This window comes from Peribacillus glennii, from assembly GCF_003429105.1.
Classification (GTDB): Bacteria; Bacillota; Bacilli; order Bacillales; family DSM-1321; genus Peribacillus; species Peribacillus glennii.
In genome coordinates this window covers 36,178-57,605 of record NZ_QVTD01000011.1, presented here as the reverse complement: position 1 = coordinate 57,605, position 21,428 = coordinate 36,178, and the positions used below count along the sequence as shown (strand labels likewise).

At 41.2% G+C, this 21,428-nt stretch carries 22 protein-coding genes and 1 pseudogene; 10 read left to right on the top strand and 13 right to left on the bottom strand.

The features are described from left to right. Window positions 1-4: 4 nt before the first annotated feature. From D0466_RS22595 to D0466_RS15635, 5 genes are all read right to left on the bottom strand, one after another. Complete coding sequence (locus D0466_RS22595; RefSeq protein WP_199484579.1) at window positions 5-175, bottom strand: hypothetical protein; 171 nt, start codon at window positions 173-175, stop codon at window positions 5-7. A gap of 208 nt (window positions 176-383) precedes the next feature. Further along, window positions 384-839 carry a MarR family winged helix-turn-helix transcriptional regulator gene (locus D0466_RS15650; protein ID WP_117323634.1) on the bottom strand — a complete coding sequence of 152 codons (456 nt, stop codon included), beginning with the start codon at window positions 837-839 and terminating at the stop codon, window positions 384-386. Between the two features lie 274 nt (window positions 840-1,113). Further along, complete coding sequence (locus D0466_RS23490) at window positions 1,114-1,935, bottom strand: methyl-accepting chemotaxis protein (protein WP_117323482.1); 822 nt, start codon at window positions 1,933-1,935, stop codon at window positions 1,114-1,116. A gap of 1,061 nt (window positions 1,936-2,996) precedes the next feature. Further along, window positions 2,997-4,415 (bottom strand): SpoVR family protein, encoded by a 1,419-nt coding sequence (locus D0466_RS15640; protein ID WP_117323481.1) that lies wholly within the window; start codon window positions 4,413-4,415, stop codon window positions 2,997-2,999. A gap of 181 nt (window positions 4,416-4,596) precedes the next feature. Beyond that, window positions 4,597-4,920, bottom strand: a complete 324-nt coding sequence (locus D0466_RS15635; protein ID WP_117323480.1) for a DUF3889 domain-containing protein — start codon at window positions 4,918-4,920, stop codon at window positions 4,597-4,599. A 375-nt stretch (window positions 4,921-5,295) separates the two neighbouring features. Here D0466_RS15635 and D0466_RS15630 point away from each other — a divergent pair, with 375 nt between their 5' ends. Further along, complete coding sequence (locus D0466_RS15630) at window positions 5,296-5,535, top strand: YhdB family protein (RefSeq protein WP_117323479.1); 240 nt, start codon at window positions 5,296-5,298, stop codon at window positions 5,533-5,535. Window positions 5,536-5,733: 198 nt separating this feature from the next. Here D0466_RS15630 and D0466_RS15625 read toward each other — a convergent pair whose 3' ends face one another. Beyond that, window positions 5,734-7,287, bottom strand: coding sequence for a bifunctional GNAT family N-acetyltransferase/carbon-nitrogen hydrolase family protein (locus D0466_RS15625; protein WP_117323478.1), 1,554 nt, complete (start codon window positions 7,285-7,287; stop codon window positions 5,734-5,736). Window positions 7,288-7,602: 315 nt separating this feature from the next. On the opposite strand from D0466_RS15625, the gene D0466_RS15620 reads away from it, so the two are divergent. Both D0466_RS15620 and D0466_RS15615 read left to right on the top strand, forming a co-directional pair. After that, window positions 7,603-8,040 (top strand): disulfide oxidoreductase, encoded by a 438-nt coding sequence (locus tag D0466_RS15620; protein ID WP_117323477.1) that lies wholly within the window; start codon window positions 7,603-7,605, stop codon window positions 8,038-8,040. Next, window positions 8,037-8,507: a thioredoxin family protein gene (locus D0466_RS15615; RefSeq protein WP_117323476.1), complete on the top strand. Its 471-nt coding sequence runs from the start codon at window positions 8,037-8,039 to the stop codon at window positions 8,505-8,507. Before D0466_RS15620 ends, D0466_RS15615 begins: the two co-directional genes overlap by 4 nt. A 260-nt stretch (window positions 8,508-8,767) precedes the next feature. Here the strand turns inward: D0466_RS15615 and D0466_RS15610 are convergent, their stop codons facing one another. Next, window positions 8,768-9,184, bottom strand: a complete 417-nt coding sequence (locus tag D0466_RS15610) for a DUF5365 family protein (protein WP_117323475.1) — start codon at window positions 9,182-9,184, stop codon at window positions 8,768-8,770. A 196-nt stretch (window positions 9,185-9,380) separates the two neighbouring features. Here D0466_RS15610 and D0466_RS15605 point away from each other — a divergent pair, with 196 nt between their 5' ends. Next, window positions 9,381-10,319: an RluA family pseudouridine synthase gene (locus D0466_RS15605; RefSeq protein ID WP_117323474.1), complete on the top strand. Its 939-nt coding sequence runs from the start codon at window positions 9,381-9,383 to the stop codon at window positions 10,317-10,319. A gap of 171 nt (window positions 10,320-10,490) precedes the next feature. Here D0466_RS15605 and D0466_RS15600 read toward each other — a convergent pair whose 3' ends face one another. The 4 genes from D0466_RS15600 to D0466_RS15585 form a co-directional block, all read right to left on the bottom strand. Beyond that, the gene (locus D0466_RS15600) at window positions 10,491-10,745 is read right to left on the bottom strand and encodes a GlsB/YeaQ/YmgE family stress response membrane protein (protein WP_117323473.1); all 255 of its coding nucleotides are present in this window, start codon (window positions 10,743-10,745) and stop codon (window positions 10,491-10,493) included. A gap of 598 nt (window positions 10,746-11,343) precedes the next feature. Then, window positions 11,344-12,174 carry an aldo/keto reductase gene (locus D0466_RS15595; protein ID WP_117323472.1) on the bottom strand — a complete coding sequence of 277 codons (831 nt, stop codon included), beginning with the start codon at window positions 12,172-12,174 and terminating at the stop codon, window positions 11,344-11,346. A gap of 181 nt (window positions 12,175-12,355) precedes the next feature. Then, window positions 12,356-13,087, bottom strand: a complete 732-nt coding sequence (locus tag D0466_RS15590) for a TPM domain-containing protein (RefSeq protein WP_117323471.1) — start codon at window positions 13,085-13,087, stop codon at window positions 12,356-12,358. Beyond that, window positions 13,077-13,664 (bottom strand): LemA family protein, encoded by a 588-nt coding sequence (locus D0466_RS15585; RefSeq protein WP_117323470.1) that lies wholly within the window; start codon window positions 13,662-13,664, stop codon window positions 13,077-13,079. The genes D0466_RS15590 and D0466_RS15585 overlap by 11 nt, the downstream gene beginning before the upstream one ends. Window positions 13,665-14,075: 411 nt before the next feature. On the opposite strand from D0466_RS15585, the gene D0466_RS15580 reads away from it, so the two are divergent. The 5 genes from D0466_RS15580 (at window position 14,076) to ald (ending at window position 19,504) form a co-directional block, all read left to right on the top strand. Continuing rightward, the gene (locus D0466_RS15580; RefSeq protein ID WP_117323469.1) at window positions 14,076-14,696 is read left to right on the top strand and encodes a DUF47 domain-containing protein; all 621 of its coding nucleotides are present in this window, start codon (window positions 14,076-14,078) and stop codon (window positions 14,694-14,696) included. Between the two features lie 14 nt (window positions 14,697-14,710). Next, a complete protein-coding gene (locus tag D0466_RS15575) occupies window positions 14,711-15,709 on the top strand; it encodes an inorganic phosphate transporter (protein WP_117323468.1) in 999 nt (332 codons plus the stop codon). Window positions 15,710-15,958: 249 nt separating this feature from the next. Then, window positions 15,959-17,212 (top strand): PucR family transcriptional regulator, encoded by a 1,254-nt coding sequence (locus D0466_RS15570; RefSeq protein ID WP_117323467.1) that lies wholly within the window; start codon window positions 15,959-15,961, stop codon window positions 17,210-17,212. A gap of 41 nt (window positions 17,213-17,253) precedes the next feature. Next, complete coding sequence (locus D0466_RS15565; protein ID WP_117323466.1) at window positions 17,254-18,105, top strand: EcsC family protein; 852 nt, start codon at window positions 17,254-17,256, stop codon at window positions 18,103-18,105. A 265-nt stretch (window positions 18,106-18,370) separates the two neighbouring features. Next, on the top strand, window positions 18,371-19,504 hold the full coding sequence (gene ald, locus D0466_RS15560) for an alanine dehydrogenase (protein ID WP_117323465.1): 1,134 nt from the start codon (window positions 18,371-18,373) through the stop codon (window positions 19,502-19,504). A gap of 54 nt (window positions 19,505-19,558) precedes the next feature. Here ald and D0466_RS15555 read toward each other — a convergent pair whose 3' ends face one another. Then, entirely contained in the window at window positions 19,559-20,038 is a 480-nt protein-coding gene (locus tag D0466_RS15555; RefSeq protein ID WP_117323464.1) for a GNAT family N-acetyltransferase, read from the bottom strand. A 33-nt stretch (window positions 20,039-20,071) separates the two neighbouring features. Continuing rightward, window positions 20,072-20,563 carry a GNAT family N-acetyltransferase gene (locus D0466_RS15550; RefSeq protein ID WP_117323463.1) on the bottom strand — a complete coding sequence of 164 codons (492 nt, stop codon included), beginning with the start codon at window positions 20,561-20,563 and terminating at the stop codon, window positions 20,072-20,074. A 707-nt stretch (window positions 20,564-21,270) separates the two neighbouring features. Between D0466_RS15550 and D0466_RS23030 the strand changes: the two are divergent. Beyond that, window positions 21,271-21,381 (top strand): annotated as a pseudogene (locus D0466_RS23030) (SDR family oxidoreductase); the annotation flags it as partial. Window positions 21,382-21,428 lie beyond the last annotated feature (47 nt).

The window sequence follows — 21,428 nt, the reverse complement described above, 5'->3', positions numbered from 1 at the left end:
TTGATTAGCAACAAGCAAGGCAGCATGGCTGCTGATCGGCATTTCTCAACATGTGTTTTTTCTTTTGTCGTGCTTCTCTTTTCATTTTCTGTATATAGGATAACTCCTGAATGTAACGCTCATGTTTACGGATCTTATCCTTCAATATAAATTGGATTTCATAATCATTGAACATAAACTCATCTCCTTTCCTGTCCTTATTTCTCAATTCTTTCTGCTATTTGGCCGGTACAGCAGAAATCCTCTTCTTGACTTAATTTCTTCTTTGTTGATGTAGTAACAAGAAGTGTTTTATTTATTTCCACCTCCTTACAAGTTAAAAATATACAAATTAAGATCCCTCACTTATTATTTGCAAAATGCAAGTTTATGACGGTTGCAGACTACCCCAAAGGAGTAGTGCAGCATACGGATGATTTCACCATCCGCTCATTTAAAAATTTTAGTGATCTGACCACGGTCTCCTTTTCAAATTCATTCATGGTCAAAAAGATCTCTTCCAGATATTCATTCATTTGCCTGTCGATTGTCTCGTTCATTTCTTCCCCTTCTTTGGTTAAAGAAAGGATGGAAATCCTTCGATCCCCTATATCTGGAGTTTTTTTCACTAACCCCATCTTAATGAGGGATTGAATCTGTCTGGAGAAGGTAGTGATATCAGTCCCCAACGTCTCAGCAACCTGCTGAATGGATGGGTTATGCTGACGGCTGACTTCAAACAGGATATGGCTCTGGACAAGTGATATTTCTTTTTCACCGACACTGCAGCAATTCTTACTCAAAAATCCAAAACGTCTGGTCAGAAGTTGAAAAAGCCCTCTAAGGTTTTCGGTTTCCATTTTTCCACCTTCATCTAAAATATTTTCCATAATTTATTATATAACCATTTATTTGTAAACTGCAAGTAAATTTTCTAACATAATTCAGTATAATTTCTACTGTCCATAAACAAATAAAAAAGGCTTCCGCAACAAGCCGGCAGCCTTTCCCCATTAAAAACACTTCAGGTGAATCCCTTTACCATTATAGATAAAAAGGATTTCCTTGTTTTCCAACATTGATTCGAGATGTATGGCACGGCGCTACACCTGATTATCGCTTCGTTTAATACAACTACAATTTTTCTGCAAATTGATTTATTTTTTCGGACATTTTCTGTAATTCCTCTATAAAGGCCGATATATTCTGAATGGAAGAGGCTTGATCCATTCCAATTGAATTCATTTTTTGGATAGATGAAACAATTTCAGCGGTAGCTGCCTGAGATTGCACCAATGTCTCACGGATTTTGTTGGTAGATATAACAGTTTCACTAGATAGTTTTCGAATTTCGTTGGCCACAATGCCAAATCCTTTGCCTTTATCTCCTGCATGGGCAGCTTCGATAGCAGCATTTAAGCCTAACAGATTGGTTTGCTCGGCAATTTTTTTAATGATTTGTAATACTTCTTCGGAATTTTTTACATCTTCCGTCACATTTTGTGATTCTACAATAAGCTGTTGTGTAAAATCCGATAACGATACCGCTCCTGCTGACACTTCATTCATGCCTTCATTGACTTGGGTAAGTGATTGCAGCATTTGGTCAGCCATATTCCTCAATTCGGTTTGCCTTTTCATGGCAATCCCCATTCCACCGATCATTTTACCGTCTAAGTCATAAATGGGAATAGCCCTTGCTGAGAATTCAAATCCATACACGTGTTCTGGAACATTAATAAGAACAGATTGTTTTTGACTCATTGCCTGGGCAATCGGAGTTTGCGGATGTAAAACATCCCCTGCTTTTATTCCAAGATCTATACTCTCACCAGGAAAAACACCGACCACCATCTCCAAATCAGCGATTGTAATAGATGAATCGACAGGAAAACAACTTTTTATCACTGGTACAGCAGTTATTAAAGTATCTAAATTAGCAATCTTTCCAACCATTCGAGAGAACCTCCATATTATATTTCCTCATTTTTTCCGAACAAACAGTAAACAAAACTATTTATATAATGTATCGTCTTGATTAGTTCTGTGATAATAAAAATCAAGTGCTCCAGACAAAAATAGTTCTTTTTTACTATAAACTAGCAATATAATAAAACTTTGTCAATTTCATTCTGGCCTTTCTCATAATTTTTTTTGATAACCATATTTCCTTAGATAACTCGCTATGCTGACGTACGGGGTTTATAAATCTAAGTTTGATAGGTTGAAAGTGTTTACATTCTTCACCGTTATTAAAAAAAAGAAACAAGCTGCTCAATCACGTACCATTTTGAGCTATTTCCTCTCTTTTTTAAAGAGTACATAAGGCACTGATAAACAAATAAAAATAAGGAACATTAAGGAATAGTGTATGTTCCTCCATAACTTGCAACTTAAATTGAACATCAAAACGGCAAGCAGGGATACAAAGGGACATCGCGTTAATTTTGCAAATCTTTTGCCGGGGCGGACAAATATGTATAGACATTCATTATGGTGTCTTTTTTCTTTGTTAACATAAATGGCAGCTGTTCACATTTCCTCATGTTTTTCTGCTTATTCAGTATGGGACGCATATATTACGCAGCACAATTGCCTTAAGAAATGCTGCAATAATGAAAATGAGCGAGTTTGCAATAAGTCTTATCACTTCCCAAAAAAGAATTAATATTCGTTTTCGTATGCGTACAATCGCTTTTCAAAGAGGTAAAAGAGGAAGAAGTGGATTGATTTCATTAAAGGGCCCTAGCTTCCGAATACAAATTTTCCGCCAAATCATAAAGGAAGGAGAAATCAATAGCTGCTACCCTTTACAAGCCAAATGATCGTCTTTCACCAATGTGGCTAAAGCAACCATTTCATGTTGATTCGCGTTAGATTGAATTTTGTTTTGAAATCATGATCATCAACATGCTTGTATGTTTATTTTAAAAAAAATAATAAAGACTGCAGGCAAACCCCTTTTCCTCGGCTTTGACTACAGTCTGAGGCTGCCGTAACAAGCGACAGCCTATCCATTATAAATACTTCCGGTGAATCCCTTTCCCATCATAGGTGAAAAGGATTTCCTTATTTTCCATCATTGATTCGAGATGTACAGCACGGCCCCACAGTTGATAAATGTACGGAAGAACCTTTTCCAGATATTTCACATCCAGTTCAATGCCTTCGAACTCATGCTTTATATATAGCTCACCATTACGCAGATAATCGCCGTCGTTCACTGTCAGATACGGGAAGCCCCCATTCACGCGCATATTTACGAGCTGGTCCCTCACCTGCTCCCAGTCCTTGTCGACGATCTTATAGTCCTTGCCCTGCTTCTGGAATAAATACATATCCTCTCGTGTTACGAGATCCTTGGTCAGGTAATTGCGTAAAAAGGAGATGTCGCTCTCGATTTCGCGGACCTCGAAAATCTTCTCCCTGCCGGATCCAGGTTTTATGCCTAGCTTTTTCATTTCTTCCGATGGATTATCATATCGTTCTTCAATGTCTTCAAAAACCTTTAATCCTAAATAATAAGGATTAATGCTTGTTCGGGAAGGCTGGACCACTCCGGCATTCAGCTTTGCAAATTCTATGGCCTCATCCGATGTCAGGTCAAGCTCGCGGAGAATCCGCTGATGCCAAAACGATGCCCAGCCTTCGTTCATGATTTTCGTTTCAAGCTGCGGCCAAAAATACAGCATTTCTTCCCGCATCATCGTCAGGATATCCCTCTGCCAAGCAGTCAGTTCCCGGCTGTATTGCTCGATGAACAGAAGAAGATCTTTTTCTGGTTGAGGGGGAAATTTCCTTTTCTTTTTGCCCGATTTTGGACGGATTTCCGATCTCGTATCAAGCCCCCATAAATCATCATATGGACTGGCTGACGGTTTCGGTGTTTCCTCTTCATATTCCGTATCCTCCATCGTCCAGGACAATTTTGGACGGACAAGTGAAGGGTCGATATGCTCCTCAATGGAAAGGACAGCATCCAGGAAGGTTTCTACTTCTTTTTTTCCATGTTCGATTTCATATTGCCGGATCCGTTCGGCTGTTGCCGCCATACTCTCAACCATATCACGCTTCGTATTCTGGAATCTCACATTATTTTTAAAAAAGTCACAATGGGCCAGTACGTGCGCAACGATCAGTTTATTCTGGATCAATGTATTGGAATCCAGTAAAAATGCATAACAGGGATTGGAATTAATCACCAATTCGTAAATTTTACTCAGCCCAAAATCATAATGAAGCTTCATTTTATGAAATTGTTTCCCAAAGCTCCAGTGGGAAAAACGAGTCGGCATGCCATAAGCGCCAAACGTGTAAATGATTTCAGAAGGGCAAATTTCATAGCGCATCGGGTAAAAGTCGAGGCCGAATCCTTTGGCAATCTCAGTAATCTCTCCGATAGCATTTTCCAGGGCTTTTTGTTCCGCAATATTCATCAGCGTCCCCCCATTTTCCTCTCTTACCACAATGTATGATTAAGATAATGGAAAATGACGCGTTGGTTTATATTTTCAACTCGCATCAGGGACCAATTGGCACAAACCATAAAAAACGCCTGGACTCGAACCAGGCGTTACCATTTCATCCTTATTTAATTAAATGGCAGCTGAACAGCTCTTACGGCTGTGTCTGGCCGCTCATTTCTTCTACACTCAAGTTCAAAAGTTTGTTGTTAGTGACACTATGCCTTACTTTTACCAGCGGCTTTACTGTTTTTCCGTTTTCCTTAACAGTAAAGAGAAATGAATCTTCTACTTGCCCATTTCCAAGATTTTTTCGGCCCATGTATTGATAATCCGTCACAGATTCTCCAGGATAATCTCCTTGTACAACAGAAATCGCAATTTTCCCATATTTTTCATAATCAGGTTGCTGCGCCGAGACGATTCCTGACTGGCATAAAAACACGACAGCAAATAAAATTCCAAGCAGCTTTTTCATGATGCCTCTCCTTTTCTGATTTGTATATCCTTAATATGTGCTTAATTGCCACTCTTATACTTGCAAATCGATTCGCATGTTATTCAGAAACAGTCCGGCCAAATTATTTATATTTTTTCATCGAAGCCTTCAAATCTGTTTCCATTTTTTCATATGTATAAGTATACTCGATAACCATGATGTTTTTGGCAGGAACACATTGAGCTGAAATCACAGAAGAATGATGGCAAGGAGCATTTTCATTTATGCCACACCATTATTTATCCAGGAAAATTAAAACACTCACCATCTTGCCGTATCTCCACTATTTGCATGGGAATGTTCTTCGCCAAGAGAGCAAACTACAAGTAACTCCTTTAAGGAGGAGAGATATGAATGAATAAAACCGATTATGATCGCGCTCTGTTTTATACACACCGGTCGGAGTGGGATAACCTGCTGATCTTAATGGTGCGGACAAAAGACAATATTTTGTCAAAAAAGATTGAACATTTTCTGCATGCATACAATTTTGAACACGATTACAGTATTATCGAATCAAAGCTTTATGGCCTCCTCCGTTACCTGGATCATGCTGCAGAAATGTCCTCACAGGATTTTCGATTATACGGGTAATTTTAGAGGAGAATTAAAGATACTTCAGAAAAAGGCAATAACACAAGGCGCTCCGGGCAATTTAGAAATGGTTTCGGCGCAAAATGTGATTTGTATACAAAGGGATACTTGGCTGGTACCCGGATTTAGCGAAGCAAAAAGGGGCTGATGATTGACATCAGCCTCTTTCTTATGACCAAGGTTGAAAAATACGTACTTCTACATCCTGTTCATTCCGGTTTTGTATTCTATTTTATAAACATCATGCCTCCGGTCCTTTAGCTGGCGAACGGTTCCCGATTGTCGTTGCCGGCGTAAAATTTCAAGGTCTACATCCCCGATCACTACCATTTCAATATTCGGGTTCGTTTCCCCAACGATACCATCCCGCGCAAATTCGAAATCGGATGGGGCGAAAATGGCAGATTGGGCGTATTGGATGTCCATGTTTTCCGTTTGCGGCAAATTTCCCACGGTGCCAGAAATTACGGTATAAATCTGGTTTTCCACCGCCCGTGCCTGGGCACAATAGCGAACCCTCAGATAACCCTGTCTGTCTTCGGTATTAAATGGGGTAAAGATGATTTTCGCTCCCATTTCCGTTGCAATCCGAGCAAGTTCCGGGAATTCGATATCGTAACAAATTTGGATGGCGATGCGGCCACAATCCGTATCAAAAACCCTGACCCTGTCCCCAGGGCTTAATCCCCACCATTTCCGCTCATTTGGGGTGATATGGATTTTATACTGCTTTTCGATTGTTCCATCCCTTCGGAATAGGTAGGCTATGTTATAAATGTTATCATCGTCTTCTTTTACAACATGGGACCCGCCAATGATATTCACGTTATAGCGGACCGAAAGCGTTGTAAACAGTTCGATGTATTGCTCGGTGAAATCAGTTAGCTTTCTTATCGCAAGGCTCGGGGACTTCTCATTCAAAAAGGACATTAGCTGGGTTGTAAAAAGCTCCGGAAATACCGCAAAGTCTGCATGGGCATCAGAAGCCACATCCGTGAAGTATTCTACCTGGTTCGCAAAATCCTCAAACGTGTTGATTTGCCGCATCATATATTGCACAACACAAATCCGTACAGGCTCGGAGGTTTTATAATGCCTCCTTGATTTTGGATGATAATCGACATTATTCCATTCCATTAAAGTCGCATATTTATTTGATGCTTTATCGTCCGGAAGATAATTAGGATTGATCCTCATAAGGGAAAACCCGTTTAGAAGCTGGAAGGAAAGCACAGGGTCATATATTTTATGCAGCTGTACTTCCCTGACATATTCCCTTGGCGATAGTTCATCAGCATATTTATGGTAGTTCGGGATACGGCCGCCTATTATAATACTTTTTAAATTCAATTCGGCAGCAAGTTCTTTTCGAGCTTCGTACAAACGCTGCCCTATCTTCATCCGTCTGAAATCCGGGTGGACCATCACTTCGATTCCGTACAAGTTATAACCATTTGGGTCGTGGTTGGTTATATATCCATTTTCGGTGACATCATCCCATGAATGGCGGTCATCGTATTCATCAAAATTGATTATCAGGCTCGAACACGATCCAATTACCTTGCCGTCGTACTCCGCGCAAAATTGGCCATCGGGAAAGATTTCGAGATGGCTTTCAAGCTGTTCCCGCTTCCATGGGATCATGCCTGGGAAACAAACCTCCTGCATGGATATAATCTCGTCTATATCACTATGTTTCATGTTTCGGATTTCCATCTTTTTTTCAAATTTATGCAAATCAAGCTTTGTCATGGTAGCCTTGCACTCCTTTTAAGCATATAACCGACAGTACAGGAATTCCTCCCTGCAATAAGTTATTCGGACTTTTTTTCATGTAATTTTACCCATCAAAATAAAGGCTCAAACAGCGCTTCATGTAAGCTCGGCAATTATTAAGGTTTTGCCTGCTTCATATATATTTATCAGTCCCTTTTTTTAGGCCGTTTATTACAAGTTATTTTAGAAGGGAATGTGCCGTGGGAAATTGCCGCTGGCGGAACTATATATTTTACAGCGCGAAGGGATACATAATATAATTTGAAAGAAATTACATTAGGTGGAGTATAGATGAAGAAAACCAATGGCAATCAGGAAAACATCCTATTTATCGCATGGGCTGCAGCGATTATTGCAATGTCCGGCAGCTTATACTTCTCTGAAATTAAGCAATATGAACCGTGCGAGCTTTGCTGGTACCAAAGAATCATCATGTATCCTTTTACTGTGATATTGGGAATCGCCATCGTAAAAAAAGATTACAAAGTAAGCCTGTACACTATGGCCCTTTCTGCAATCGGGGCAAGCATCTCCACATATCATTATTTGATCCAAAAGGTGCCGTTCTTTACTGATTACGCGCCTGCATGCGGAAGAGTTCCTTGCACAGGGCAATACATTAACTGGGCCGGATTCATTACGATTCCATTCCTGGCGTTAACGGCCTTTGTGATCATCTTTATCTGCAGTTATATCGTTTGGAAAAATACCAGGGAGGAAGCATCATGAAAAAGATAGTTATTTTTTTGGGCATTATCATTGTTTTATTTGCCGCTATTGCAATCATTACCAATGTTCAAAAAGAAGAACAATCCCAGGGGAATCCTTATGGGAAGGAAGACCTGAAACCTTCTACGGTGGATCAGCTCGATGATCCCAACTACCAGAACTTGATCCTTCCTGATGAGCTTGATAAGAAGCTCGCGGAAAAAGAGGACGTAACTGTTTATTTCTACAGCCCTGAATGTCCGCATTGTAAAAAGACTACCCCGGTCGTAGCGCCATTGGCCGAGCAAATGGGGATAGATTTGGTCCAGTACAACCTGCTGGAATTCGAACAGGGATGGGATGAATACAAGTTAGAATCTACGCCAACCATCGTCCATTTTAAAAATGGCAAAGAACGGGCGCGCATCGTTGGATATAACGAAGAATCCGCCTTCAAGAACTGGTTTGAAACAAATGATGTTAATTAGGATAAAACCTTCAGCTCGAAAACTCTAAAGGCAATTCATTTGAAGCTCACCGGCTGCCACGCGCATAAAAGAGACAATTAGGCCAGCCCCGGCCCAAGGATATGGGTAATAAAGGTGTAGAAAAATCGATTAGGCGCCACTTAGCCTGTTATCTCCTTTATGATGCAGATTTCATAACCTCACAAAAAAACGAGGCTGGCTCTACATGAGCCAGCCTCGTTTTTTATTGTTCTTTTATGGTTGAAGGTATGTAAAATTTCTTATACTAGGTATTGGTTGGCAGCTTCAACATATAAAAGATATGAATTTTCACTTTTTTCTTTCTTTAAAGAGGTGAAGTGATCGAAGTTGAGGGGGAAGAATATCCCATAATCATTCAGAATCCTAATGTTGTTTTCAAACAAATCTTCGAATTTGCGTTCAAGGGGTTGGTTGCTTTTTTCTTTCTTTTCCAATATTGTGATGATAACCTGAAGGCAGGTCATCACCTGATACGCATCTTTAAGGGTTCCAAAATATGTGATGCTGTTAGCCGGAGTCTGCAATACCCCTATTTGCTCAAAATGAAGAATTTCTTCTTCACTAAAATACCGGGGGAAAATCGATCCGTAAAAGATCGAGACCAGATTTCCAATTTCCTGCTCCTGTTCAGATGTTGAAGAAAAAACAATCTTCACGAAAATAACCCACCTTTTAGTCACACAGACCTTTATATCTTTCATGTTACATTCTTTTGTTTAGAATAACATATGACCCGCAAGAAAAAGGGTGGTAATTATACCCACTCACCAGTTTTCTTATAGTACAAAAGTTGTTTATTTTTTCCTGTTGATGTCATTTTATAGCAAAAATTATAGCGTTTCAACAAGAACCATGTCGAAAGTAGGGAGAAAATTGATTGAAACTGTCAAGAAAGGAAAATTCATGGTTTTGACCATACCTAATGAATGGAAGCAATATACTATTGAAGGTATTTTCAAGGATTATTGGAAAGTTCCAAAAAAACTGATCCATGAATGGAGAATGGGAAAACAGGTGACGGTAAATAATCGAATACTTCCCTGGAATACCCCTATGAAACCGGGTGACAAGTTAGCAGTGCCAATATTTGAAGATGTTGATTCTGATCCTGTCCCGGCTTCCGATTTAGATATTTCTATATTATATGAAGATGAACACCTTTTGATCGCAAATAAGCCGCCTGGAATGGATACCCACCCCAGTGCTGCGGGCAAGGTTGATACGTTGTTAAATGGAGTCGCTCATCACCTGCTTGCCACGGGACAGCCTGCGGTGGTTAAACATATTCATCGGCTGGATCGGGACACCTCCGGCGCAGTCCTTTTTGCAAAAAACCGGCTATCCGGGTCCATGCTCGATAAAATGCTTGAGGAAAGGAACATCCACCGAACCTATGCCGCGATCGTTCACGGCATATTAACAAAAGAAAAAGGGAAAATCAATGAAAAAATCGGCCGGGATAGACATCATCCAACAAGAAGAAGGGTATCGCCGACAGGGCAGGCAGCAGTCACCCATTACCAGGTCCTTGACCGTGATGAAAAGAATAAGCTCACAAGGGTCAAGTGTTCTCTCGAAAGCGGGCGTACCCATCAAATTCGTGTGCACTTTAGCCATATTGGCCATCCGCTTGCGGGAGACCTTTTATATGGAGGGAAGGCGATCTTTCCGCGGCAAGCCTTGCATGCATATGAAATCAGCTTAACCCATCCAATAACTGAGAAATCCATTGTGTGCCGAGCACCTTTTTTAGACAACCCACCGATCTTTTCGGGTTCCCGGCTTCCATAGGGAACCAACGTTAAGTTTTCTTGCTCATAAAAATTCCATTTATATCTTTTTATGCGGCACGCCGCTTCATTATGCCACCCAAACATTTGTAGCTTCATGCTTATCAATCATGCAGACAGAAAAAAACCTTCCCGAAGGCGGGAAGGTTTTTACTGTCCATATAGCCATTCATTATGATGCTTTACGCATGCTTTTGAAGATAAGGCTTAGTACAAAGACCAATACGATGGCTCCAATTAAAGCAGGGATAATAGCAAAGTCACCTACTACAGGGCCCCAGTCGCCAAGGATAAGAGTACCCAGCCAAGCCCCAACGAAACCTGCAATGATGTTACCGATAATGCCAAACGGCACATCTCGTCCAACAATCATCCCAGCTAACCAACCAATAATACCACCAACAATTAATGACCATAGAAATTCCATGTTTTATTCCTCCTTAATGTTTGTTAATCTGATTTTTAAAATTTAGAGTGTAAGAAGCCGGCTCTTGGCCTTACTTCTTCTCTTACGGCAGTTACTAAGATTATACTTTGAAAAAACAACCAATGTTTGCCTTCTTTAGTTTATTTGTATAATTCCTCGTCTTGCATTTTCCAGGCTGGATTTCAGTTGTTTTTAAGCTGCTGCCACTTATGGGTTAGTATCTGTCTTCCATCCTGTTTTCATGCATTTATTCATGTTTTAAACAGTCAGGATTTTTCACCCTTATCTGTCGCAGCCAGCGAGCAAAGCCTTAGCTAACCAGCAGCTTTGCTTATTAATCATCCAAAGCTTCACCTCCCGTAAGCTTATTTCTTAGCTGTGTGTCCTTGCCGTTGTACTCACTATTTTCCCCGCTGACAAAATTCGAAACCTATAAAAACGAATAAAAAAACGTATAAACATTATGATTAATTCAGGATAAATGGGGTAAATAAATAATTACCACATAAAACAATGTATAAATATACAATATAATACATTGATTCAAAAAATAAAAAGGAAAAGGCTAACTTTAGCCTTTTCCTTTTTGGCGGATCGATCAAAAATTGAAATTGTCCGGGTCTGCCCCATATCTTTCATTACGATTCAAAGCATCAATCTTATTCATTTCATCCAGGCTTAATTCAAAATCAAACACCTGTGCATTTTCCTCAATCCGTGATGGGGTGATGGATTTAGGAATCACAACGATCCCGTGCTGCAGGTGCCATCTGATGAGAACCTGGGCTGTTGTCTTTCCGTGTTTTTCTGCTATGTGGTTCAAAGTAGGTTCATCAATCAGATGCCCCTGTCCAAGAGGGCCCCAAGCTTCGACTTTAATTTCATGCTTTGCACAGAATTCCCTAAGCTCAGGCTGGGCTAAGCGGGGATGCAGTTCCACCTGGTCAATGACTGGTTTGATTTCACTGTTTGCAAATAAGTCTTCCAGATGATGGACATGAAAATTACTGACACCGATCGAACGCACCCTTCCTTCCTTGTAAAGCTTCTCCAAAGCCTTCCATGTTTCATTGTATTTTCCTTTTACAGGCCAATGGATCAGATAAAGGTCCAAGTAATCCAGTCCCAGCCGTTTCAAACTTTCCTCATATGCTTGTAACGTTGATTCATAACCCTGGTCGCTGTTCCATACCTTTGATGTGATAAACAATTCCTCGCGCGCAATCCCGCTTTCCTTTATCGCCTTTCCCACGCCTTCTTCGTTTTTATAAATAGCTGCCGTATCGATGGAACGGTATCCGACTTCCAATGCTTTTTTAACGGATTCCACTGTTTGGCTTCCCTCTTCTACCTTAAAAACGCCGAACCCAAGCTGGGGTATCTTCACTCCGTTATGTAAAGTTATGGTATCCTGGATATTTTTTATCATAAGTGAATCCTCCTTTTTTTAACAATTGTAGCATTTTTCCATTGGAAATTCCCACTATTAAGCCTCCCACCTTTTACGGGATACTAATCAAAGTTTTTCTCCGGAGATAAATGGCTACGGATAAACAAAAGGGGCCGGATAATCCGGCCCCCATAGAATCATTTTATTGTCCCGATTAAAGTTACCAGCCCCGGCCAGCCCCTCCCCCGCCTGAAGAGCCTCCCCCGCCTCCACGGGGTCCTCCTCCACCAGAGCTTCCCCTGGCAAGCACAGAAAGAAGGGCATAGGAAAGCGTTCCTCCTAAAAAGATGAAATCAACAATCAATACACCGACGATAAGGACGATCAATATCCATGAAGGAATAACATTTTCCGGTTCATTTACTTGCTCCCCGCTTCCTTCATATCCCTCGGCCACCACATTTGCCAATTTCGAGTATGTTTTCATAATCGCTTGATCCGGAAGGTTATTTTGAAGGTACGGGATGGCCGTCTCATCAAGAATCCGCCCCGCTTTGCCATCGGGCAGGATTCCTTCCAATCCGTACCCAACCTCAATCCGGATTTTTTCGTCTTTGATCGCAAGAACAAGGAGCACGCCATTATTTTTCTCCTGTGTCCCAAGGCCGTAGTTTCGGAAAGCTTTATTAGCAAATTCCTCCATTTCCATTTCCCCGGTTGTCTCAATGGTAAGCACCGCTACCTGACTGGTTGTACTATCGTCAATTCTACGGCCAAGTCCGTTCAATTCAACTTCCTGCCGATTGCTTAAAATATTTGCAAAATCCTGAACATATATATCTCCCTCAGGTGTTGGAATTTGCTCCATAGCCCCTAAAACACAATTCCCTGTCAACACGAAGAAAAAAAACATACATAAAACAAAAAGGCTGGGAACCTTTTTACTTAGCATTACCGTTGTCTCCGAAATCTACATTTGGAGCCGTTTCCGCTCTTGGGTCTGCTTTAAAATACTCTTTTGCATCAAAACCCGTAATTCCTGCTACAATAGCGCCCGGGAATCTTTTGACCTTTTTGTTATAAACTGAAACCCGGTCATTATAGTCTTTGCGTGCAACAGAAAGGCGGTTCTCCGTACCGGCAAGCTCGTCCATCAATTGGGTAAATTGCCTGTCCGCCTTAAGGTTTGGATAATTTTCAACGACCACTAGCAATCGGTTCAAAGCACTGGACAACTCAGCGTTGGCAGTTGCCTCTTCTTCAGGCGTTTTAGCACCGGCTAGCCTAGCCCGGGCGTCGGATACGGATTGGATCACTTCTTTTTCATGGGACGCATATCCTTTTACCGTATTCACAAGATTGGGCACCAGGTCCAGCCTCCGCTGAAGCTGATTTTCAACTTGTGCATAAGCTTGCTCAACATTCTCCTCTTCACTAACGAACCCATTATAACTCGACATGAGCATTAATATTCCTGCAATGATCACTATTCCTATGATAATGATTGTTCCTTTGAACCCTCTTTTCATACCTGAACCCCCTAAGTCGTTTAGTATCTTAGCTATCATTCCCGCTTCTTGAAATAATTTAAACTAGACTCTTAACTTAGCTTTTTCCTAACTACGGAAATAGAAGCGTTTCCTATAGAACTCAACTAAAGCCGTTGGAAAAACTTTTGTTATTTTCATTAATAAATTGCTCTATTCGCTAATTTCACAACTTTTGGGTATATAGCTTATTGACAGAATGATTTTAATTTTTTTCGGGATTTTTCTTAATATTTTGTATTTACAATGTTAAGATTTTGTAAATTTTCGTCGAAAACACTTCCGTAATCTGACCTTTTTCAGATACAATTGGTTGGCTTATGTTATGCATCGTTAAGTTCTTGGATGAAGTGATGATGCATAATTCACGCAAAAAAATTGGGGGTTGTTTTTATGGTTTTCAAGAAAAAAGATAAGTTCGCAATTCTTCTTTCAAGCATTGCCCAAAACTTAAAGGAGGCCTCGGATGCCTTCGCCGATTTTAAGCTTAACAATGTCAGCGATTTAAAAGTATTTGCAGATAAAATGAAGGATTATGAGCATAAGGGCGATGACATGGTCCACGAGGTAATCAAAGAGCTAAACAACGCCTTTATTACTCCAATAGAGCGTGAAGATATCCTTGCGCTCACAATGAGCATGGATGATGTTCTTGACGGGCTTGAGCATACCTCTGCTTTGTTCGAAATGTACTCCATGATTAATGCAGATGAATACATGCTGAAATTTGTTGAGGCAATTAAAGAATGTACAAACGAAATTGTAAAGGCAGTGGAATTGCTTTCATCGAAGAGCAAATTACCAAGCATTCGTGAAAACGCAATAAAAATAAAGGATCTTGAGTCTGTTTGTGATGGCATCCAGCGCCAATCAATCAAGAACTTGTTTGCAGTTGAAAAAGACCCAATTCGAATCATTCAATTTAAAGAGATTTATGAGGATCTCGAAGAAATTGCGGACAGCTGCCAGACCGTTGCTAATACGCTTGAATCCATTATCATGAAAAATGCTTAAGGAGTCCTCCATACATGGATACTTTATTTATCTTAACTATTCTTATTGTCATCGGGGCATTGGCATTTGACTTCATAAACGGGTTTCATGATACCGCAAACGCCATTGCCACATCAGTTTCGACAAAGGCATTAAAACCAAGGCACGCGATTATTCTGGCCGCAGTGATGAACTTTGTCGGTGCCATGACATTCACGGGAGTTGCCAAAACCATCACAAAGGATATTGTCGATCCATTTACCTTAAATAATGGATCCCTTGTGATTCTTGCGGCCCTGTTAGCCGCCATCGCCTGGAACTTAATTACTTGGTATTACGGCATACCTAGCAGTTCCTCGCACGCAATCATTGGTTCAATAGCTGGAGCAGCCATTGGTGCAGCCGGCTTCGGAGCATTGAATTGGGCGGGGTTCCTAAAAATCCTTCAAGCTTTGATCATCTCACCGTTATTGGCTTTTGGAATAGGATACCTAGTTTACAGCATTTTTAAAATCGTGTTTAAAAACAATAATCTTACGAAAACAAATAGAGGGTTTCGTTACTTCCAAATATTAACAGCTGCACTTCAGGCCTATACACATGGTACGAACGATGCCCAGAAAGCAATGGGAATCATCGTTATGGCGTTAATTGCCAATGGGCAGCTTTCAACCTCTGATATTCCGTTTTGGGTCCAGCTATCCTGTGCCCTGGCAATGGGGCTTGGAACATCTGTCGGTGGTTGGAAAATCATCAAAACAGTAGGCGGAGGAATTATGAAAATTCGGCCAGTAAACGGTGTGGCAGCAGACTTGACGGGTGCGTCTATCATATTCGGCGCTACTTTTATCCACTTGCCAGTCAGCACGACACACGTAATCTCCTCCTCTATTCTTGGAGTCGGTGCCGCACACCGCGTCAAGGGAGTGAAATGGGGTACAGCACAGCGCATGATCATTACATGGTTCATCACATTACCTATTTCAGGTACGCTTGCCGCCCTTACTTACTTTGTTTTAAACTTTTTCTTTTAAAAGTGCCAGCCTGCTGGCCAATCCAAAAAATCCTTTCCGAACGGAAAGGATTTTTTGTATAGATGAACATCGTCCGGATGCCTTAGTACTTGCCCTTTAACATGGTTTTAAACTAAACCTGATGTTTTCATGCTGCTCAATATATTTTGTTTATGTAATCGTGAGTTCAAGCTTATATACTTGCTGATATTTTGTTAAGATTATATTAATATCGATTAAAGAAACTATGATCTTTTAAGGGGTAATCCTATGGAGGCATCCGGCGGAAAAAACGATATTTTTAAGGGGATTTTCGGGGATCTTATGGAGTTTGCCGACCGTGTCAGTTCCATACTTGGCTGCCCGGTTACCATTGAGGACGGCAATCATCGTGTTTTGGCATACAGCATGCATGATGACATCACCGATCAGGCCAGAATTTCAACGATCATAGGACGCAGGGTTCCCGAAAAAGTAATTAACAGCCTTTGGAGAGAGGGAATTTTGCCCGCCATCATAAGCAGTGAAAAACCTGTTCAAGTTCCGTCCATTCATGAAGTGGGCCTGGGAAAGCGGGCAGCTATCTCCATCCGCAAAAATGATGAAATTCTTGGCTTTATATGGGTTCTGGAAGTGAATAAACCATTTTCCGAAGAAGACATGGACTTTTTACTATTAGCCTCCAAAGAAGCAAAAAACCAGCTATTGCAGCTACAGGTACGAAAGAAAAGAAAAGAAGAAAGCCATCAGGAATTTTTTTGGCAGCTGCTAACCGGTCATTTCCAGGATGAGCAGGACATAGCTGAAAGGCTTGCGCAATTTTCCTTGCCCAGACCTGCCCGGTTCACAGTCCTGGTTTTCGATTTTCCCGAAGAAATTACACAGGAAGTGGAGCGCAATATTACCTATATGCTTACAACCACCCAAAAAATTAAGCCCCTTTTTTTCACGACCGATCATAAGAAATTGATGTTACTCGTCGGTTTTGACAAGAAAGATGGCTTCGAGGCGTCGATTAAAGAGTTCATTCCTTATTTCATCAGCCAAATGTGGACCAGGTTTAATGTTTACGGCATAATAGGTGCTTGCGGGGGCATATATAGCTCTTTAACAGAAGGAACGGCCAGCTATGAGGAAGCCTTGTTCACTTTGAAAATAAAACGGGCCTTTCCGGAGGATACCCGAAACATAACCGATTACCGGGAACTCGGCATCTATCAATCCATGGATATCCTTGTCACAAGCCGGTATACCTTAGAGGAGCACAGGCCAATTCAAGATTTAAGAGCATACGATATAAAAAATCAAACAGACCTGTTACATACTTTGCAGGTATATTTGGAGAAGGACTGCAACCCTGCCGAAACGGCAAAGCAGCTACACATCCATATTAATACATTAACCTACCGGTTAAAGCGAATCTCTGAAATCGGAGGGATAAACATGAAAGACCCTTTGCAAAAAGTGACTTTATATCTTGATTTCAAATTGAAACAGTACCAGGATTTTATAAAGAAAAAATGAAACATGCCGGCGCTTTCCTTTGTGGAAATAAATGAAAAGGGATGAAGGAATTGGTCATACTTGAATCTAGACAAACATTGAGGACGCAACTGGAACAGATTGAAAAATGGGAAAAGGACCAAAAGGGGTTATGGTTCTGGGAACGGATAGGCAGGCTGCCATTTAAATTGCTGGACAAAATGACACCGGCATTTATCCAAAAGAAAATAGGTGTCCTGCTTGAAGATCTGGGCAGCTTTGTTCAGTCAGGAGGCAGCTATTTAACGAAAGAAAAAAACATCTTAAATAAATTGCAGGTCCAGGTTCCTGATTTGATCATTTCCAAAATTGCGGATGTCGACAATGTTCCTTTAGCCATCATGGATGCTGTTTGTGAAGATATACAAAAGACGAATAGTAAACTTGCAACAGTCCAGGGAGCCACGACAGGCGTTGGCGGCATTTTCACACTGGCGATTGATATCCCTGCCCTGCTTGGGCTTTCGTTAAAAACGCTCCAGGATATCGCTGTTTCATATGGTTACGATCCAAGCAGGAAGGAAGAAAGGATTTTCATCATTAAATGCCTGCAATTTGCAACGTCCGATATCGTAGGAAAAGAAGCTATCCTTAATGAGTTGTCTTCCTTTTATGATCATCACGGTGACGGTTCAAAGGAAGTTATGTCCCAATTGCAGGGATGGCGCGAGGTTGTATATACGTACCGCGATCAGTTCGGCTGGAAAAAGCTGTTGCAAATGGTGCCGGTTGCAGGAATGATTTTTGGGGCGTTCACGAATCGTTCGATGATTCAGGACATTGCAGAAGCCGGACATATGCTCTACAGAAAACGCCGTATTCTCCAAAGGCTTAACCAGCCGGAAGGAGAGCCTCTCCAAATCGAACTCATGTAATATAGGGTCAGTCCCCTCAACAGCTTTACCACATTACCATGCTGAGGGTCAGTCCCCCACTGCTTTAACGCGTTACCATGCCGGGGGTCGTCTCCCTCTCCTTTACCGCGTTACCATGCTTGGGTACTGACCTCCGGAGAAGGAGCGTTTGTGAAATTACACAAACGCTCCTTCTTATTTTTTCCTTTTTTCACAATTATCATTTTTTATATAAAGATTATAATTTTCTTATAAAGGGTGAATTTTTCTATGGGAGGTTTATGATATGAGAATCGGTGTACCAAAGGAAATCAAGAACAATGAGAACCGCGTAGCCATAACTCCTGCCGGTGTAGTAGCGTTAGTAAATGCCGGCCATGAAGTATTTATAGAAAAAGATGCTGGTACAGGGAGCAGCTTCCCGAATGACTCCTATCTTACCGCAGGGGCAATTATCGTTGAAAGTGCTTCAGATGTTTGGTCAGAAGCTGAAATGATACTGAAAGTGAAAGAACCAATCCAGGAAGAATATAAATTTTTCCGAAAAGGGTTGATTTTATTTACTTACCTTCATCTTGCAGCTGATGCTGAATTAACAAAGGCCCTCAAAGACAGCGGCGTTTTGGCAATTGCATACGAGACAGTGGCCTTGAACAATACGCTGCCGCTTTTGACACCTATGAGCGAGGTCGCAGGGCGAATGGCCGCACAAATCGGCGCCCAGTTCCTTGAAAAGCCTAAAGGCGGGAAAGGGGTTCTCCTTAGCGGGGTACCCGGAGTGAAACGTGGAAAGGTTACCATCATCGGAGGAGGCGTCGTAGGCACAAATGCAGCCAAGATTGCGGTTGGACTGGGTGCTGATGTGACGATCATCGACTTAAGTCCTGACCGGCTCCGACAATTGGATGACATCTTCGGTAATCAAATAACCACGCTGATTTCCAATCCATATAACGTTGCCCAAGCTGTTGCAGAATCGGACCTCGTCATTGGTGCTGTGTTAATTCCAGGTGCAAAAGCGCCTAAACTGGTTACGGAAGAAATGGTAAAGTCCATGCCAGAAGGCTCCGTGATCGTTGATGTTGCAATTGATCAGGGAGGGATTTTCGAAACGGTTGACATGATTACCACTCATGATAACCCAACTTATGTAAAGCACGGCGTCGTCCATTATGCGGTTGCGAACATGCCTGGAGCGGTGCCGCAAACCTCCACGATTGCGTTAACTAACGTTACCATCCCTTATGCATTGCAGATCGCAAATTTTGGGGCCGTCAAGGCAATCCGCCAGAATTCCGCACTTGCCAAAGGCGTAAATGTCGCCAATGGCGAAATCACCTTCGAGGCCGTAGCCCGCGACCTGGGTTACCCCTATGTAAATGTGGAAAAAGCTTTAAACAACGAGAATGTTAGTGCATAATCCTCACAATTATAATCTCTATAGCCTAAGATCTGTTCACAAAGCTGAATAGGTCTATTTTTTGATGTTCGTATTTCCCAGAGTGTCCAACTCCATTAACGAAATATAAATCCCAGGGCTTACCTCCAACTCCTTGACTTCCATAAAGCCGAGGCTGTGATATAAGGACTTTGCCGGCAAATTCTTGGATCCTGTACTGACCAGGAGTTTTTGATGATTATTGGCTGCTTGGCTAATCACATGCCCTGCCAGTTTTCTGGCGATTCCTTTTCGAAAGTGGCTGGGATGAACCACGAGCCGGCAAATATCTATTTCAGCACAATCAAGTGTGTAAGCTATAAATCCTGCCAATTCTCCTTGAAGTATATAACCTAGGAATGTTTCTTTAGAATTCTTGATTGTCTGCACGGTATCTTTTAATTGTGGGATGCCGTGAAAATTAATCAGTTCGGCTTCCACTTCATATGCCGGAATTTGTACTTTCAAGATTTTTTCGGCTTCTTCCTGATCATCGGGATTTAATTTGACTATCATTTATTTTCCCCCTTAACTAGCGCTTTGTTGTTTTTAAATCAGGGGAAGTTGAAAAATCAATTGCTCGCCTTTCGGCCCCATCCTTCTTTGGCCCCTGTCAATAAAACCAGATTTCTTATAAGCTATTTGGGCAGCAGTATTTTTCTTATTGACAGCCAATAACACTTCATTTATGCCTTTAAAATGCTCTGAAACGAAAGCCGGCAACAACCGCAGCCCTTTTTTCGCGTAACCCTTTCCTTGTTCAGAAAAATTGATAGAAAAAGCAGATAGGAGTAGTGCATGAATGTTTTCTGTATAATCCATCACCCTATTGCCTTCGTTTAAGACAAAAAAGCCAACCGGTATATCTCCGGCTAAAATGACAAGTAGATGTTTGCTGGGATCTTCATTTGCTTTTTTAATTATTCCGGAAGGCAAAGCTGTAAACTGTGCTTGTTCTTCCGGTAATTGGAACTCCAGCAATACATCCAGGTGTTCCGGTTTATACTTGCTCAATTCAATGATTCTCTTGGTTTCTTCCATCATTCTTGTCTCCCGAATAGTTTTCATAGCAGGTGTCGTTACTTTTTCGAATAAATATACCTCGGAATCTGTATATTCAGCATGTCCTGCTCTACAGCTGAATAACAGTTAACCAGTGTCTCCCCAATCATATGAGTTTTGATTGTGCTCGTTTCCAAATCTTAAATTGATAGGGATAATCCTAAGTTCATAATTGGCCCCATACATTTTTAAAGCCATTAGCTTTCCTGCTATATAAAGCGGCTGACCCCCATTATCCCAAATTCCTAAATACCCCTCTACCTATAAATTTCGGTGATTTTACGTGACATCTTCAAAGTCTCCCCCCAAGAAAATCTCCCCTCTATATAATTCGTTAGGATTCCAAATATCCCTTGTTTTGATAGTTATTGACACCAATGGAATACTGGGAATAACATTTAAATATAACATATATTGGAAGGGTGATTGGTGACAATGAAGTTCTAGTCCGTTTTCTTACTGGTTTTAAAAATGTAAAACCTAGAGAACAGGATTAATAGCTTATTTTTAGAATCATCCTCTTATCGGTCCGATCCCTGAGTATCATTACACATATTTATCGGGAATTGTTTTACCTTTCGCTGTCGGCTCTCTAGGTTTTATGGAGTTTTTTTGTATTTACAAAGCTACCAAAGGAGTTGGCGGAATGAATCAGACAAATAACCAGGCCAAATTGAAAGGCAGGGATCAGTCAGCCAAGAGATGCAGCCCGGCTCATAGCCTTTTTGCCAAGTGACGACGCCGAATGGGTCACCGCGCAAATCATTCATTCGGAGGGCGGGTTTACAAGACATTAGTACATCCTTTTGTTCCCTTTTTATATAATCGCTTTAAATGAATGCTA